This window comes from Oligella sp. HMSC09E12, from assembly GCF_001808505.1.
GTDB classification, from domain to species: domain Bacteria; phylum Pseudomonadota; class Gammaproteobacteria; order Burkholderiales; family Burkholderiaceae_B; genus Oligella; species Oligella urethralis.
Genome location: NZ_KV793514.1, coordinates 71,067 through 87,766 on the forward strand (window position 1 = coordinate 71,067; position 16,700 = coordinate 87,766).

13 protein-coding genes are annotated in these 16,700 nt (G+C 45.1%); 6 read left to right on the forward strand and 7 right to left on the reverse strand.

Features of this window, described 5'->3' with window-relative positions:
- Positions 1 to 44: 44 nt before the first annotated feature.
- The gene (locus HMPREF3179_RS00430) at positions 45 to 707 is read left to right on the forward strand and encodes a carbonic anhydrase (protein ID WP_040614047.1); all 663 of its coding nucleotides are present in this window, start codon (positions 45 to 47) and stop codon (positions 705 to 707) included.
- A 105-nt stretch (positions 708 to 812) separates the two neighbouring features.
- Positions 813 to 1,562, forward strand: a complete 750-nt coding sequence (phbB, locus tag HMPREF3179_RS00435) for an acetoacetyl-CoA reductase (protein WP_070469244.1) — start codon at positions 813 to 815, stop codon at positions 1,560 to 1,562.
- Positions 1,563 to 1,575: 13 nt separating this feature from the next.
- Here phbB and HMPREF3179_RS00440 read toward each other — a convergent pair whose 3' ends face one another.
- The 3 genes from HMPREF3179_RS00440 to HMPREF3179_RS00450 are packed head-to-tail and all read right to left on the reverse strand — an operon-like array spanning position 1,576 to position 4,378.
- Positions 1,576 to 2,382, reverse strand: a complete 807-nt coding sequence (locus HMPREF3179_RS00440) for a TatD family hydrolase (RefSeq protein ID WP_070469245.1) — start codon at positions 2,380 to 2,382, stop codon at positions 1,576 to 1,578.
- A gap of 24 nt (positions 2,383 to 2,406) precedes the next feature.
- The gene (locus HMPREF3179_RS00445) at positions 2,407 to 3,105 is read right to left on the reverse strand and encodes an ABC transporter ATP-binding protein (protein WP_070469246.1); all 699 of its coding nucleotides are present in this window, start codon (positions 3,103 to 3,105) and stop codon (positions 2,407 to 2,409) included.
- A complete protein-coding gene (locus tag HMPREF3179_RS00450) occupies positions 3,098 to 4,378 on the reverse strand; it encodes a lipoprotein-releasing ABC transporter permease subunit (protein WP_036557664.1) in 1,281 nt (426 codons plus the stop codon). Before HMPREF3179_RS00450 ends, HMPREF3179_RS00445 begins: the two co-directional genes overlap by 8 nt.
- 36 nt (positions 4,379 to 4,414) lie before the next feature.
- Between HMPREF3179_RS00450 and HMPREF3179_RS00455 the strand changes: the two genes are divergently transcribed.
- The 4 genes from HMPREF3179_RS00455 (at position 4,415) to lysS (ending at position 10,120) form a co-directional block, all read left to right on the forward strand.
- The gene (locus tag HMPREF3179_RS00455; protein WP_246824313.1) at positions 4,415 to 5,476 is read left to right on the forward strand and encodes a hypothetical protein; all 1,062 of its coding nucleotides are present in this window, start codon (positions 4,415 to 4,417) and stop codon (positions 5,474 to 5,476) included.
- Positions 5,458 to 7,188 (forward strand): single-stranded-DNA-specific exonuclease RecJ, encoded by a 1,731-nt coding sequence (gene recJ / locus HMPREF3179_RS00460; RefSeq protein ID WP_018026037.1) that lies wholly within the window; start codon positions 5,458 to 5,460, stop codon positions 7,186 to 7,188. Before HMPREF3179_RS00455 ends, recJ begins: the two co-directional genes overlap by 19 nt.
- A 280-nt stretch (positions 7,189 to 7,468) precedes the next feature.
- A protein-coding gene (gene prfB / locus HMPREF3179_RS00465; RefSeq protein ID WP_115074321.1) for a peptide chain release factor 2 occupies positions 7,469 to 8,573 on the forward strand; the annotation gives its coding sequence in 2 pieces (ribosomal slippage) (positions 7,469 to 7,549 and positions 7,551 to 8,573; 1,104 coding nt in all).
- A 2-nt stretch (positions 8,574 to 8,575) separates the two neighbouring features.
- Positions 8,576 to 10,120: a lysine--tRNA ligase gene (gene lysS, locus HMPREF3179_RS00470; protein ID WP_070469249.1), complete on the forward strand. Its 1,545-nt coding sequence runs from the start codon at positions 8,576 to 8,578 to the stop codon at positions 10,118 to 10,120.
- 426 nt (positions 10,121 to 10,546) lie between these two features.
- Here the strand turns inward: lysS and HMPREF3179_RS00475 are convergent, their stop codons facing one another.
- From HMPREF3179_RS00475 to dnaG, 4 genes are all read right to left on the reverse strand, one after another.
- Positions 10,547 to 11,308 carry an ABC transporter permease gene (locus tag HMPREF3179_RS00475; RefSeq protein ID WP_048768250.1) on the reverse strand — a complete coding sequence of 254 codons (762 nt, stop codon included), beginning with the start codon at positions 11,306 to 11,308 and terminating at the stop codon, positions 10,547 to 10,549.
- A 2-nt stretch (positions 11,309 to 11,310) separates the two neighbouring features.
- A complete protein-coding gene (locus HMPREF3179_RS00480; RefSeq protein ID WP_070469265.1) occupies positions 11,311 to 12,291 on the reverse strand; it encodes an ABC transporter ATP-binding protein in 981 nt (326 codons plus the stop codon).
- Positions 12,292 to 12,383: 92 nt separating this feature from the next.
- Complete coding sequence (gene rpoD / locus HMPREF3179_RS00485; RefSeq protein WP_048768251.1) at positions 12,384 to 14,732, reverse strand: RNA polymerase sigma factor RpoD; 2,349 nt, start codon at positions 14,730 to 14,732, stop codon at positions 12,384 to 12,386.
- Between the two features lie 65 nt (positions 14,733 to 14,797).
- A complete protein-coding gene (dnaG, locus tag HMPREF3179_RS00490; RefSeq protein WP_070469250.1) occupies positions 14,798 to 16,687 on the reverse strand; it encodes a DNA primase in 1,890 nt (629 codons plus the stop codon).
- Positions 16,688 to 16,700 lie beyond the last annotated feature (13 nt).

Here is a 16,700-nt window from a genome sequence, read left to right on the forward strand (position 1 = left end):
GCTGCAGTGTAAAATATAAGGGTATTAACTTAATCTTTTTAACTATGTTTCCCCAACGATTAATTAACGGTTATAACGACTTCCTTAACGGGCGCATGGAAAAGGAGCGCCATCTCTATAAGCAACTCGGTGAGCAGGGACAGGTCCCTGAAATTATGGTCATCAGCTGTGGTGACTCACGCGTAGCACCGGAGATTATTTTCGGCGCTGGACCGGGTGAACTCTTTGTCATTCGTAATATTGCTAATTTAGTGCCCTCAGTCGAGAGCGGTCACTCTAATGCCGACACCCAACATGGCACCTCCGCGGCAGTCGAATACGCAACTAATGCACTGCGTGTACGTCATATTGTGGTCTTAGGTCACGCTAACTGTGGCGGTGTGCGCGCCTATGCGAATAAAATCGCCCCGCTTTCAAAAAGCGATTTTATCGGCAAATGGATGTCGCAAATCAAAGGTGTGGTGGATAAAATCGGTCCACGTCCCGAAGCTGAAGAGGATGAGGCCTCTTGGATTCGTCAAATTGAATTAGGTGTGGTTGAGCATAGTCTTAATAATCTAATGACTTTCCCAACGGTTAAGGAACGTGTAGAAAGCGGTGATTTATTTCTACACGGGGCCTACTTTGGTATCGCCTCCGGTATGTTGTACTATAGAAACCCAAAAAGCGGCGAATTTCTCCCCTGTTTATCCTTTGACGAGGCTTAAATTTCGAACTTTTTTGTTGCGTTGCAACATTATTTTCATAATAACTTGTTATTATTTAGATAAGTATTAACACGTTATTAAATAACCTTTTTTAGGAGAAGTGTTTTGACTAGTGAAACAAAAAGAACAGCTTTGGTTACCGGCGGTATTGGCGGTTTAGGTACTGCTATCGCTCGTTCACTTGCCGATCGCGGTCATCAAGTACTAGTTGCCTATTATGTATCCGACAATCCCACTGAGTGGCTCGCCAAGCAAAAAGAAGACGGCTATGATTTTAAAGCTTATGCTGTTGACGTTGCCGATTTTGAATCTTGTCAGCAAATGGTTGAAAAAATTCATGTGGATGGTTTCAAAATTGATATTTTGGTTAATAACGCCGGTATCACCAAGGATCGTTCATTCCGCAAAATGTCTTATGAAGACTGGGAAGCCGTATTACGTACTAACTTAGATTCAGTATTTAATGTCACTAAGCAAGTCATTGATGATATGCTTGAATCCAAGTGGGGTCGTATTGTGACTATTTCTTCGGTCAATGGTAGCAAGGGTCAGTTTGGTCAAGCTAACTACTCTTCTGCTAAATCCGGTATGTATGGCTTTAGCAAAACCTTAGCCTTAGAGTTTGCGGCTAAAGGCATTACCGTTAACACGGTATCACCAGGTTATATCATGACTGAGATGGTCGCTCAAATGCCTCAAGAGATTGTGAATGAGCAAATCATCCCACAAATCCCGATGCGTCGTTTAGGTAAGCCTGAGGAGATCGGTGAATTAGTCGCCTATATCTGCTCTGAAAGCGCAGGCTTTATGACCGGTGCCAATATCGCTATCAACGGCGGTTTACACATGTACTAATCCAGCACTTGTGTTAAATCAATAACGCTTTGATTTTGGGGAAAGTGTTTAAGACATTTTCCCCTGTTTGTTGTTGTATCTCTGCTAAACTCTGCCCTCTAAGCACAGCAAAGGCTTCGGCAATCCCCTTGACCTGAGCAGGTGTATTACGGGCTGTGTGCGACCCCAACCACGCAGGCGCAATATCCGGAGAATCGGTCTCCAGGGCATAATGACTCAAATCATAACGTGTGGCGTGAGCGCGTATTTGTTTGGCACGTTCAAAAGTCATGGCGCCACCAATGCCAAGTAAATAACCTAATTCAATCAGCTGATTAGCTTGCTGCTCACTCCCGTTAAAGGCATGCGCAATGCCTCGTAAATCATCATAACGACGCAAATACTTCAAAATGATATCCTGTGAACGGCGCACATGCAGTATCACGGGGAAATCATAACGTCGAGCTAACTTTAATTGTTCATTATAAAAATATTCTTGCTTTTGACGCGGCTCACCCTCAGCAATGTTCTTGATAAAAAAATCCAGTCCTATCTCACCGATACCAACAAAACGTGGATCTGACATGGATTCCTTTACCGCATCTGCCAAAAAGTCTAAATCCTCCTCATCACTTTGCTGCACACACATCGGGTGAATACCCAAGGTATAAAAACCACCCTCGAATTGCTGCGCCACTTGTCGTACCACAGCAAAATTTGCCTGCATCACGGCTGGGATAATAATGGCTTTGACACCAGCAGACTGTGCAGATTGAATCACATCCTCGCGGTCAGAGTCAAACAAAGCATCATCTAAATGGCAGTGGCTATCGATCAACATAGGCATCAGAATTTAATATAACTCTTATCTAGCGGCTGATAGCACCCCACGCTCCATCAGGAGTTGACGGACGGCTAAATCAGCTAATTTCTGATCGTGAGTCACAATAATAAAAGCAGTATTAAAATCTTGACGAATCTGCACTAGCAAATCAAACATATTGGCCGCTGTGCGGCTGTCAAGATTACCAGTAGGTTCATCTGCCAACAAACATAAAGGCTGCGTCACTAAAGCACGTGCTAGGGCCACACGCTGCCTTTCACCACCAGATAATTGGCCGGGGTTATGCAATATGCGCTCTGCTAGGCCCACTTTTTCAAGCACCTCAGCCGCCTGTTCGCGTGCTTCTGAGCGCGGCATCCGGCGTACAATTAAGGGCATGGCGACATTATCCAAGGCTGAGAACTCGGGCAATAAATGATGGAATTGATAGACAAAGCCTAATTTACGATTGCGGATAATACTACGCTCATGCTCCGATAAATTGTGACTACTTTGGCCGTCAATTAATACCTCACCAGAGCTTGGTTTATCCAATAAGCCAAGAATATGCAATAAGGTACTTTTACCTGAACCAGATGCGCCAACAATGGCTAGCATCTCGCCCAAAGCCACTGAGATATTAACACCACTAAGTATTTGCAACTCTTCCCTACCGTCATGGTAGACCTTGGTCACATCCTTAGCGATAATCACGGCTTGCTTAGCTACGGAATTAATCATGACGTAGCACCTCCGCCGGTTGTAAACGTGAAGCTCGAATACTTGGGTACAGTGTAGCCAATAACGACAGCACCAAAGACACCACGGCCACCACTAAAATATCATGAGGTACCGGCTCGGACGGTAATTGGGTAATAAAGTAAATGCTCGGATCCAAAAACTGCACACCGAACAGCCCTTCAATCGCCGGAATAATCACATCAATATGATAGGCAATCAAACAACCCAACACGACCCCCAAGAAGGTGCCGATAATACCGATTAAGGACCCCTGCACCAAAAAGATTTTTGCGATAGAAAAAGGACTCACACCCAAAGTACGTAAAATCGCAATATCCGACTGCTTATCTTTAACCGCCATCACTAAAGATGACAGTAAATTAAAGGCAGCCACCGCCACAATTAAGGTTAAAATCAAAAACATCATACGCTTCTCAGTTTTAACCGCTGCAAACCAAGTGCGATTATCCTGCGTCCAATCTCTGACAACCAAACCAGCCGGCATAGACACTAACAGCTCATCGGCCACCGTTTGTGCCTTAAGCATATCCTTAATGCGCAAACGGGCGCCGGCTAAGCCCTTGTCCCTAAATAAAATCGCTGCATCATCCACGCTGATAAAGGCCATGGAGGAGTCGTACTCATAATGATCCGATGAGAAAATGCCGGATACGGTAAATTGGCGCATTCTAGGGGCAAAACCCGATGGGTTAATTGAGCCTTGAGGCGACATTAACAGCACCGTATCCCCCACATAGGCACCCAACATATTAGCCAAATAACGACCGAGCACAATATTAAAAGAGCCTTTTTCTAAGCTTGCCAACTCACCGGCAATCATTTGCTTAGGCAAATCAGAGACCTGATGCTCATTGAGCGGATCAATACCGCGGATTTCTACCCCACGTAAGGTATCGCCTCGGCTCAGCATACCGCTCGACGAAACAAAGGCCGAGGCACCGATAACATGGGGGTTTTGCTGTGCAATAGCAGCAATTTCTTGCCATTTTTCTAAGCCTGTCACCGCATCCACATCTGCTTGAAAGACCTGTATATGGGGAATAACTGATAACATACGATCTCGGACTTGCACTTGGAAGCCATTCATCACCGACATCACGACGATGAGCGCGGCCACACCCAAAGCAATACCGGCCATGGAACTACCGGCCACAAATGACACAAAGCCGTCACGACGCTTACCGCGCCCGCGCGAACGAGTTAAACCGGCATAACGACTACCGATCCATAATTCATATGGTGTTTTGAACACTTTAAACCTTTCTACTGCGTTAACTATTACAATTATATGATGGAAATTATTATTACCGGTGCACTACCACCAAAGCGCATCGCAACTGCGCTTATCAAAGAAATCCCTCAAGACTCGGCCTTTATTAAGCGCTTACAGCAGCATCAGCCGACTCGCTATCAACTTGATAGTGATCTGATTGGCTGCACCCCAGCGGAATACTATCAGGTGCAACAGCAGGATTTTAACCCCATTGCCGGTCAACGCTATGCGGATGCGTTGCCAAGTTTGGATTATCAGACGCAACGCATTGATGACTATCACGGCATTTACACGCTAGCCCTCTGTAATATACACATAGACTTCCAAAGTACACGCTTGTTCCCAAGTCATGAGCTACAGATAACTAAAGAGCAAAGCTTAGCATTATTTGAAGCGGTCAAATATCTATTTGCTGAGAAAAAAATTAAATTAATTGCAATTCATGCCGATCATTGGGTCATTTCCCTGCCCCAATCCTTTGCCGGCAGTATTGCCACACCAAATCTATTATCGTATAAAAAATTACACGACTATTGGCCTAAAGACGACAAAAATCAGTCCTTACGCCAATTGCTAAACGAAGTGCAAATGCTTTGGCATGAGCATGAGGTCAATCAGCAGCGCAAGGCTCAAGGACTGAAAGAAATTAACAGCCCGTGGCTATACGGCGGTGTACATCCTAAGCAAATTCAGGCGACTCCCTTATCTCCCTATGCCGTGATTACTACCTTAGAGCAAGCCTATCGCAATGAGAATTGGGGCCAATGGCTTGATCTGTTGCCGCAACTTGAAGCGGATATTAACACGGTCCAAAGTGCCCAATACCATCACGCCCGTGCCGCAGCCAAGGCCAAGGCTGATAACCCATTTAATAGTTTAAAACCAGGGCAGGAGGAAGCGGATAGCCACGCGGCAATTATTTATCGAGGACCCGTTACTGCGGTTCCCAAAAGCAGCCGGTTTTTATTGGCCGGCTACGATCAGTTAATCAAGCTTCAACCATTGAGCCTCTGGCAACGCACAGTCAATACCTTTAAACAATCAAATCATTGGAAATCATGGTGGCATCAGTCATAATCAAAGAGCGTCAAAGCTCAACAGCACATAGTCAAGCACTTGAGGCGAGCGGCCTACACCCCCTACTCGCCCGTTTATATGCAGCGCGCGGTGTACAATCCGCAAGCCAAACCGACTACCGTTGGAATCAATTAATCCATCCCCAGCAACTGAGCCAAAACCAAAAAGCGGCACAGTTGATTGCTGATGCCATTGAACAAAATAAGCGCCTCTTGATTGTCGCTGATTACGATTGTGACGGTGCCACTGCCTGCGCAGTAGCAATCTGTGGGCTTAAAGCTATGGGCGCTACGGTCGACTTCATGGTACCCAATCGCTTTGAGACGGGTTATGGTCTATCACGTGAAGTCATTGATCTGATTTTGGCACGTTACGATGAGCTACCTGACATGATTATTACCGTGGACAATGGCATTGCCAGTGTCGATGGCGTGAATTATGCCCAAGCACAAGGCATTGATGTGATTGTGACGGATCACCACCTACCCGGGGATGAATTGCCCGCTGCCTTAGCCATTGTTAATCCTAACCAAGCGGATTGCCATTTTCCATCAAAAAACCTGGCCGGCGTGGGGGTGATGTACTACTTACTCATGGCGTTGCGGGCCGAATTAAAGCAGCGTGGTCATTTTGATGCAACTAATCAGCCCCGTTTAGACAGCTTAGCGGATTTAGTGGCACTCGGTACAGTGGCTGACGTGGTCAAGCTAGATGCAAATAATCGTATTCTAGTAAGCCAAGGTCTTGAACGCATGCGCAGAGGACTGATGCGCCCCGGCATACGAGCCCTGTTTGAGGTATCTGGTACCAGTTATCATCAAGCCAGTGCCAGTGATTTAGGCTTTAGAATCGGTCCTCGAATTAATGCCGCTGGACGTCTAGCCGATATGAGCATTGGTATTCGTTGCTTAATCACCGAAGATGAAGCAGAAGCGATGCAACTAGCTCAGGCACTCGATAAAATCAACCAAGAGCGTCGCCATATCGAACAGGAAATGAATGAGCAGGCCTTGGAATCATTAGCCCAAGAAGAGGAGCAAAATGCTACCCCCTTAGCCTCCATTGCTGTTTATAAGGAGGATTGGCATCAGGGTGTGGTCGGCATCGTTGCCTCACGCCTTAAAGAAAAGTTTTGGCGCCCGGTAATCGCCTTTGCACCAGCCGATAATGGTGAGCTGCGTGGCTCTGGACGCTCTATTCCAGAGATACACCTAAGAGATGTATTAGATTTGGTTTCTAAACGTCATCCTGAGATGATTTTAAAATTTGGTGGTCATGCCATGGCAGCCGGTTTAAGTATTCGCCAAGAAGACTTTGAGGCTTTTAAGCTCGCCTTACACGAAGCCATTATCACGATGAGCGGTAAAAGCAGCTTTGCCTCTGTGATTGAAACCGATGGTCCGCTTGCTACTGAACATGCGAGCAGCCGAGTGGCCACTTTACTAGATCAACAAGTATGGGGTGCCGGTTTTCCGCCGCCCTGCTTTAATGATGTATTTATCGTGCGTTCCCAACGCATCCTCAAAGATAAGCATTTAAAGCTACGACTGGAAAAAGATCAGGTGCTATATGACGCCATTTGGTTTAATCATACAGAACTACTACCAGAGATGGCACGTGTGGTTTATGAGCTGAAAGCCAATGAATGGAATGGGCAAGTCAATGTACAATTGCTGATACAACATGCAGAAGCTTACACAGCGGTTCAGTGATTAGTTTTTGTGCCTATCGATCTTGATTCAAATGGATATGAATACCTTGACTAAAGCATTACTGCTAGGACTGCTAAGTACGCTCCTTGCTTGCGCTCACCCAAATCCTCGCGGCGCAATTGATGAGATGGTAGGTACAGTAGGTGGCGCTTATAGAAACATCTCTAACCCACCAAGTCCTTAGCATTTAAACGTTTCTACTTTGCCCAAAAAGCTGCTAAACCCTGTAAAATATAGGGTTTAGAAGAGATAATATATTTTACACTTAAAGGAATAATCCATGGAAGCCGAAAAGCAAAATAGTTTGGCTGCTGAAATTGATGATTTAATCGAACGAGAAGCCGGTTTACGGGGGTATCTTTGACTACGAGGGTAAGTGGCAACGCTTACAAGTGGTTAATTTAGAGCTTGAAAATCCCGAACTTTGGAATGAGCCAGAAAAAGCTCAAGCTATCAGCAAGGAGAAAAAGAGCCTAGATGATGTAGTGTTAGTACTAGACAAGCTTAAAGTCAATTTGCAGGATAGCCGAGAGTTACTTGATTTGATTATTGATGAAAATGATGAGGAAGCCTTTGCTGCCCTTGAGAAAAGCGTGGCTGGCTACGCCAAAATCATTGAAGATTTTGAGTTCAGAAGGATGTTCTCTAATCCCGCTGATCCCTTAAACTGTTTTTTAGACATTCAGGCCGGTGCCGGCGGTACCGAAGCCCAGGATTGGGCATCGATGCTATTAAGACAGTATTTGCGCTATTGTGAGCATAAGGATTTTAAAGCCGAGGTACTCGAAGAGTCCGATGGTGACGTGGCCGGTATTAAATCCGCCACACTTAAAATTGAGGGTGACTATGCTTACGGTTTTTTAAGAACTGAAACCGGGGTTCATCGTTTGGTACGTAAAAGCCCTTTTGATTCGGCTCAGGGCAGACATACATCTTTTGCCAGCATTTATGTTTATCCGGAAATTGACGACTCAATTGAAGTTGAAATTAACCCTGCCGACTTACGTATCGACACCTTTCGTGCCAGTGGGGCTGGTGGTCAGCACGTGAACCGTACCGACTCAGCTGTGCGTATTACGCACAACCCTACAGGTATTGTGGTGCAGTGCCAAAACGACCGTTCTCAACATCGTAATAAAGCCGAAGCCATGTCCATGTTGCGCTCTAAGCTTTATGAGTATGAAATGCGTAAGCGTCAAAGTGAACTACAAGCTGTCGAAGATGCTAAAAGTGATGTGGGTTGGGGTAATCAGATTCGTTCTTACGTACTGGATCAAAGTCGCATCAAGGACTTGCGCACTGGAGTTGAAGTTTCAAATACACAAAAGGTGCTGGATGGGGATTTAGACCCCTTTATTGAGGCCAGCTTAAAACAAGGAATTTAAATATGTCAGAACAAGAAAATAGCACAGCCACTGCTGAAGGCCAACTTGATGAGAACCGTTTAATTGCCGAACGTCGTCAAAAGTTAGCCGAGTTACGTCAGCAGGGACAAGCCTACCCTAATGATTTCGTACCCGCAGACCATGCTGCTGATTTACACGCTAAATATGATGATTTAGAAAAAGAAGTGCTTGACCCCCAAGCTAATCCAGCTAAGGTTGCCGGCCGTATGATGCTAAAGCGCGTTATGGGTAAAGCGAGCTTTGCAACCCTCCAAGATAGTAGCGGTCGCATCCAGATTTACTTAGATAAAAAAGCCATTGGCGAGGAGGCCTACGAGGCCTTTAAGCACATGGATATTGGTGATATTTTAGCGGTTGAAGGACGCGTGTTTAAAACTAATCGCGGTGAATTATCCATTCATGCTAATCGCTTGCGTCTGATTTCAAAGTCCTTGCGCCCACTACCAGATAAATTCCACGGTTTGTCCGATCAAGAAATTCGTTATCGTCAGCGCTATGTCGATCTGATTATGAACGAGCAAACACGTCAGACTTTCCGCACCCGCAGTAAAGCGCTCAATAACCTACGTCAGATCATGGCGGAGCATCACTTTATGGAAGTGGAAACGCCAATGCTACACCCGATTCCTGGGGGCGCTGCGGCTAAACCCTTTATTACCCACCACAATGCCTTAGACATGGATATGTACTTACGCATTGCGCCAGAGCTTTATTTAAAGCGTCTGATCGTGGGTGGCTTTGAACGTGTGTTTGAACTTAATCGTAACTTCCGTAATGAGGGAGTCAGCCCGCGCCATAATCCGGAATTTACCATGATGGAGTTCTATGCTGCTTACCGTGATTATCGCTGGGTGATGGATTTTACCGAATTTGTGATTCGCGAGGTTGCGCAACGCACCCTAGGCACGCAAGAACTAAGCTATCAAGGTCAAGCACTGGATTTATCCAAGCCATTTGAGCGGCTAACTATTATCCAAGCTATTTTAAAGCATGCGCCAGAATACACTGAAGCCCAATTACAAGACGTCGACTTTGTACGCAATGAATTAAGAAAGTTCTTAGGCGCAGAAGTGGATGGCCCGGTATTAAGTCGTGCTGGCTTAGGTGCTTTACAGTTGGCGCTTTTTGAAGAAACGGCAGAGAGTAAACTATGGCACCCTACCTTTATCATTGACTACCCGGCTGAGGTATCCCCACTATCACGTGCTTCGGATGATAATCCTGACATTACTGAGCGTTTTGAGCTCTTTATTACAGGACGTGAAATTGCTAATGGTTTCTCGGAGTTAAACGACCCTGAGGATCAAGCACAACGCTTCCTAGCACAGGTTGAAGCAAAAGATGCGGGTGATGAAGAAGCCATGTTCTACGATGCTGACTATATTCGTGCCTTAGAATATGGTATGGCACCCACCGGTGGCTGTGGTATCGGGATTGACCGCTTAATTATGCTCTTAAGCGATAGCGCCAGCATCCGTGATGTACTCTTCTTCCCACATCTACGTAAAGTCGAAGATAATAAGTAGCTTGTCATTTTGACTAAAACGCAAAGCCGATAGACAGACTAAGTACTGCTATCGGCTTTTTGCTTTGATTTTAAAAAACGATAAATCAAATAGATACTTAGCGCAAGTACGCTGACATTAATAATGGAACCGCTCAAGAAATACAAGTCGTAAAGCGTCTCTTGACCGCAATATTTTTGAGTTATATGGCAAATTCTGAGCAACAAATGAATAAACCACTCCGGATAAACAGGAAAGTATGCTTCATACCTAAGCCAAAAAACATATGTATCAGCACAGCCAAGAAAAAAACGATCAATTGTAAAAAAATCACCCCTATTTTTTTCATGAGACAACCACAAAAAAAGTATTTTTAACAGAAAAGCGATATCAGAAAAATCCAGTATCGCTCATTACTATAAACTCATTTACCACCGCCTACCATGACTACGGTCTTAGTCTATACCCGGTTTTGAAAATAATAGCGATTAATACGCTACACGCACATAATACAGCGAGAATAATCCCAAAACTCAAGATATGATTAACATCAGATACCCCATAGAAGCTCCAACGGAAACCACTAATTAAATAAACCACCGGATTGAATAAGGCAATCGTTTTCCAAATACCGGGGAGCATGTCTATTGAATAAAAGGCACCGCCTAAGAAAGTTAAGGGTGTCAATACCATTAAAGGAATGACTTGTAGCTTCTCAAAACTATCCGCCCAGAGACCGATGATAAATCCGAACATACTAAAGCTAATCACTGTCAGTAGTAAAAAGATCACCATCCAGACTGGGTGCTGAATACTATAATCCACAAAAAGACGAGCAGTGACTAAAATCAAAATAGCCAAAATAATACTTTTTGTGGCTGCAGCGCCGACATAGCCGAGCATAATTTCCATTGCATTAATCGGTGCTGATAATACCTCATAAATCGCCCCATTCCAACGCGGCATATAAATCCCAAAAGAGGCATTGCTGACACTTTGGCCTAGCAAAGACATCATTAATAAGCCCGGTACAATAAAAGCGCCATAGCTGACATCTGAGATATCACCGATTCTAGAGCCCATCGCTGCACCAAAAACGATAAAGTATAATGAAGTCGTTATCACCGGTGAAAAAATACTTTGCCAAAAAGTACGTAAAGCACGCGCCATTTCAAAACGATAAATCGCTTTAATTGCAAAAAAATTCATCCCTACTCCTTAAGCGCTTTCGCTGCGCCATCTTGATTCTCCAGCAAAGAAACAAAAATCTCTTCTAAACTGCTTTTCTGCGAGATCAAATCCAGAATTTCTATATTATTGGCCGATAATAAGCTGAGTAGCTCTGATAAACTAGCACCGTCCTGATTAGCCACGTCACCATCTTGATGATAGGTATACAGCAGGCTTTGTCCATTATCCACCAACTCCAAGGCAGCCTCCTGCAACGCTTTGGGCAACTCGGTAAGTGGCTCTTTTAGCTTGATGCGCAGTGTTTTTTTCCCAAATTGTTGCATCAGCCTCTCCTTTTCTTCGACCAGCATAATTTCACCCGCATTAATCACCGCAATTCGGTCCGCCATATCCTCGGCCTCTTCAATATAATGCGTGGTCAAAATCACAGTTAATGACTCGTCTTGGGAAAGGCGACGTATCATACGCCATAAGTCATGGCGTAACTCCACATCGACGCCAGCCGTTGGTTCATCCAAAAATAAAACCTCCGGCTCATGAATTAAAGCCTTAGCAATTAACACGCGCCGCTTCATACCACCCGAGAGGCTGAGAATTTTATTGTGACGCTTGTCCCACAACGATAAATCCTTCAGCAACTGTTCCTCAAATGCGGGATTAGGTGCTAAGCCAAATAAACCTCGACTAAAACGCACCGTGTTTAACACGGTTTCAAAAGACTCTGTCAGCAGTTCTTGAGGCACCAAACCAATTTTTTGACGTAATTGGCGCTGATGTTGCATGGTATTTAATCCATTCATTACCACCTCACCCGAACTCGCCTTGACCAAGCCAGTGATAATACCGATAAGCGTGGTTTTACCTGCACCGTTCGGACCTAAAAGGGCTAGAATTTCGCCCCGATGGATATCTAAATTCACTTCTTTTAATGCGGTAAAGCCATTATCGTAGGATTTACTGATGCCCTTGATTGACATCACAATATCATTTTCATTATGCATGTTGTGCTCGGTAATACATAGATACAGTAAAAAAGCCGAGTCATGAGGGGGCTCACTCTCGGCTTTAAGATCAGATGAATAACAAAAAATCACTAGTTAGAGTTGTCGCTATCTAGGAAGCTTTTTAACTTATCTGCACGACTTGGATGGCGCAATTTACGCAAGGCCTTTGCCTCAATCTGACGAATACGTTCACGTGTTACATCAAACTGCTTACCCACCTCTTCTAGTGTTTGATCAGAGCTTAGACCAATACCAAAGCGCATACGGAGTACCTTACCCTCGCGTTCAGTTAAGGAGTTCAGTACCTCATCAAATACCTCCTGCATGGATTTATAAGTAGAGGCCTCCTCCGGCGACATGGTGGTTGTGTCTTCAATAAAATCACCTAAATGTGAATCATCGTCATCACCTATTGGTGTTTCCATAGAAATAGGTTCTTTGGCAATTTTAAGAATCTTGCGAACTCTATCCTCGGTAATATCCATTTTCTGGGCAATTGTTGCTGGATCAGGTTCCGCACCAGTTTCTTGGAGAATTTGACGTGTAATACGGTTCATCTTATTGATTGTCTCAATCATATGCACCGGAATCCGAATTGTCCGCGCCTGATCCGCAATGGAACGAGTGATCGCTTGACGAATCCACCAAGTAGCATAGGTTGAGAACTTATAACCGCGACGATACTCAAACTTATCAACCGCTTTCATCAAACCGATATTACCCTCTTGGATCAGATCCAGGAATTGCAAGCCACGGTTCGTGTACTTTTTAGCGATCGAAATCACCAGACGCAAGTTTGCCTGAATCATCTCGCTCTTGGCCTTTTTGGCTTTATTCTCACCATTAACCATACGACGATTGATCTCTTTTAGCTCTTGCACTGACATCATCATCTCGTCTTCGATCTCGAGAATCTTTTTCTGATCATCTTGAATATCAGGAATGGCACGTTCTAAAACCTCTGCATAGGGTGGCTTTTTAGCAAGTACCTGATGGACCCAATCAAGATTCGTCTCATTACCATGGAAAGTAGAGATAAAATCAGAACGTGGCATCTTCACACGGTCCACTACCGTAGCTAAAATCGAACGCTCTAAGGCCCGCACACTCTCCATTTTATGACGTAGCAAGTCACATAAGGACTCCGTCATTTTTGCGGTAAAGCGTATACCGACCAACTCATCAAGCATTTTAGCCTGCTCCTCCAAATATACTTTGGAGCGAATATTGCCGGCATCAACCTCGGCCTGCATTTTTTTATAGCATTGCTCAATAATATCGAACTTTTCTAAGGTTTGAAGCTCAAGATTTTCGATTTGCTTAGAGCTCATCGCACCGGTTTGCGCCTCTTCACCCTCAGCGGTGACACCAGAACCTGCGTAATCCTCACCCTCTTCATTAATTAAGCCATCAACAAAGTCATCAATGGCAGCTTCACCCTCACGTACCTTGGTGATGCTATTGAGAATTTCTTCAATGGTTGCAGGGAAGGTTGCAATGGCCATCACCATGTGTTTTAAACCGTCTTCGATACGCTTAGCGATTTCAATCTCGCCCTCACGATCTAAGAGATTAATTTGACCCATTTCACGCATGTACATGCGCACCGGATCTGTGGTACGACCGAAATCTGAATCTACCGTGGTTAATGCAACCTCAGCCTCATCCTCAACATCGTCATCATCGCTGATAGGATTGGCATCGCTCAGTAATAAATCCTCAGCACTAGGCGCTTGGTCGTAGACCTTAATCCCCATCTCGTCGAAGGTGCCGATAATGCTATCCATCGCATCGGTATCTACCAGATCGTCTGACATGGTGTCATTAATATCACTAAAGGTCAGGTAACCCCGATCCTTACCAAGCTTAATCAACTGTCTAAGGCGGCTACGACGCTCCTCCAACATTTCAGGAGAGGCATTACGTGAACTGCCGCCAGCGCCACGGCCGGAACGACTCTTACGTCCTGCCTTGGCAGCACGGCTCTTAGTAGATGTCGCCGCAACCTCGTCTAAGTCCTCATCTACGTCAACGATTTCATCGGCATCATCATACTCATCGTAATCACCATCGGCATCGAAATCATCCGATAATTCACCATCGAAATCATCATCGAAATCATCACTGGTAGCTGGAGCCGCTTTAATTTCAGGGACGGTTTTAGCAGCCGCTTTTTTTGCTGGTGCTTTCTTAGCAACCGCTTTTTTGGCGGCAACCTTTTTTGCTGCCGCTTTCTTTGCAGTGGCTTTTTTGGCCGTTGCTTTTTTAGCTGCTGCTTTTTTAGCGGTAGTTTTTTTTGCCGCTTTTTTTGCAACGGCGCCGCTTACATCCTCAGTTGACGCTGTCGTAGTTTTGATAGTCTCATCAATAGACTCGGATGCTTTTGATGCTGCTTTTTTGGCAGCCACTTTTTTTGTAGTGCTAGTTTTATTAACCATTTAATAAGTACCCTGTCAACATAAGTTTCGGCGGTAAAATAACTAAATATTGTAGCATGAACTGCTTAAGACTTTAGAAAATTAAAACGCGCTAGCACCGCCATATAACGCCGCCGTTCACTTTCTGTTTCCATCCCTGAGCTTATTAATGTATTTATCTCAGCTTGTAAAATATCCAGTTCAAGCTTTTTAAGTGCATCGTTCCACTCCGCATCAGGATTTGGGAGTGCCTCAATGCTTGAGCTATCTTTGCCTAATGAGAGTAGGAGCTGATGAAGCGGGCTTCCATGTTCTGCTTGCTGTATCAGAGAACCAATATGACGTGCCCCACTACGAAAAGCAAAGCTGATAAACTCAACGACAACTTCCATATGGGGATGTTGACGCAGAATTTCAAGCTGTCGCTCCCCAATCTTATCCAAAAGGCTCGGATGATTCGCTAATAGGCTCAATAGCTGGCGCGCTAAAGGCATCGGCTGACGGATAGCATCAGCTTTGGGTCGAGCACGTTGGTAAGTGGGGGTGGCACGATAGCTGCTAGTCTTCCTTGTTTGAGTAGCATGGTCCGACAACGGCGCAGTCGGCGCAACACGCTCGGGCAGCGGCTCACTAGCGCTAGATGATGCCATTGAGTGCACACTAGTTGTACTATTTTTACCCGCTTGATGACGCTGTAAGACCACGCTAAACTCATCGACAGTAAAACGTACTAAGCGTGCCAATTCTTTTTCAATTTGGGTGCGAATCGTTGAGGTCGGTATTTGATCGACTAAGCTAATCGCTGCATTAAGACAAGCCGCCCTACCCTCCGCCTCATTTAAATTGTAATCCGCTGCCAGTGTCTCTAAAAGAAAGGCTGACAAAGGCTGAGCCTCACTCACCTTTTCTTCAAACTTCTTTAAGCCATAGGCTTGCACAAAGGAGTCGGGATCATGCTCTTTCGGTAAAAACAAAAAGCGTAAAGCAATATCATCGCGCAATAAAGGCAAAGAAGTCGTTAAGGCACGCCATGCCGCTCGTTGCCCGGCAGCATCGCCGTCAAAGCAAAAAACAATGCGATTCGTTGCTTTGACTAATTTATTAATATGATCGGCCGTGGTTGCGGTGCCAAGCGTGGCCACCGCATAGTCAATACCATAGCGAGCCAAGGACACCACATCCATATAGCCCTCCACCACTAGCACGGTGGCAGCTTTACGAATACCTTGTCGGTTTTCCCATAAACCGTAGAGCTCGCTACCCTTATGGAATAGCTCAGTCTCAGGCGAGTTAAGGTATTTAGGTTGCCCTTTGCCAATGACACGACCTCCGAAACCGATGATACGACCCCGTTGATTGTAGATTGGAAAGGTAATGCGCTCACGAAAGCGATCATAACGCAAGCCTTGCTCGTTTTGAATAACAATACCTGCGTCAATTAAGAGCTCATCAGCATAGTCTTCAAAAACATGTCGCAGATTCTGACGCTCGCTGCCGCTCCAGCCTAATCCAAAGCGCTGAGCAACTTCAGGCGTTAAGCCGCGCTGCATCAGATAATCCTGCGCAGGACGATATTGACTTAATTGATGATGATAAAAGTTTTGTGCCTTATCTAAGGCCTCATGCAATAGGTCATAGCGTGTTTTACGTGCTTTAAAACGAGCTCGCGCCTCAGGGCTATAATTCGGTTGAGGCACCACCATACCGACCGAGTCCGCCAAATGCCGTACGGCATCGGGGAAACTCAGGCCCACATGATCCATGACAAAACGAATAGCAGTACCGTGAGCACCACAACCAAAGCAGTGATAAAACTGCTTCGTAGGGCTCACGGTAAATGAAGGTGTTTTTTCTTGATGAAAGGGGCAAAGTCCTTGGAGATTTTGGCCGCCTTTTTTTAGTTGAACATACTTGCCGACAACATCAACAATATCAACTCGTGCAAGTAGCTCCTGTATAAAGTCTTCAGGAATCAACTCAGAATAATAT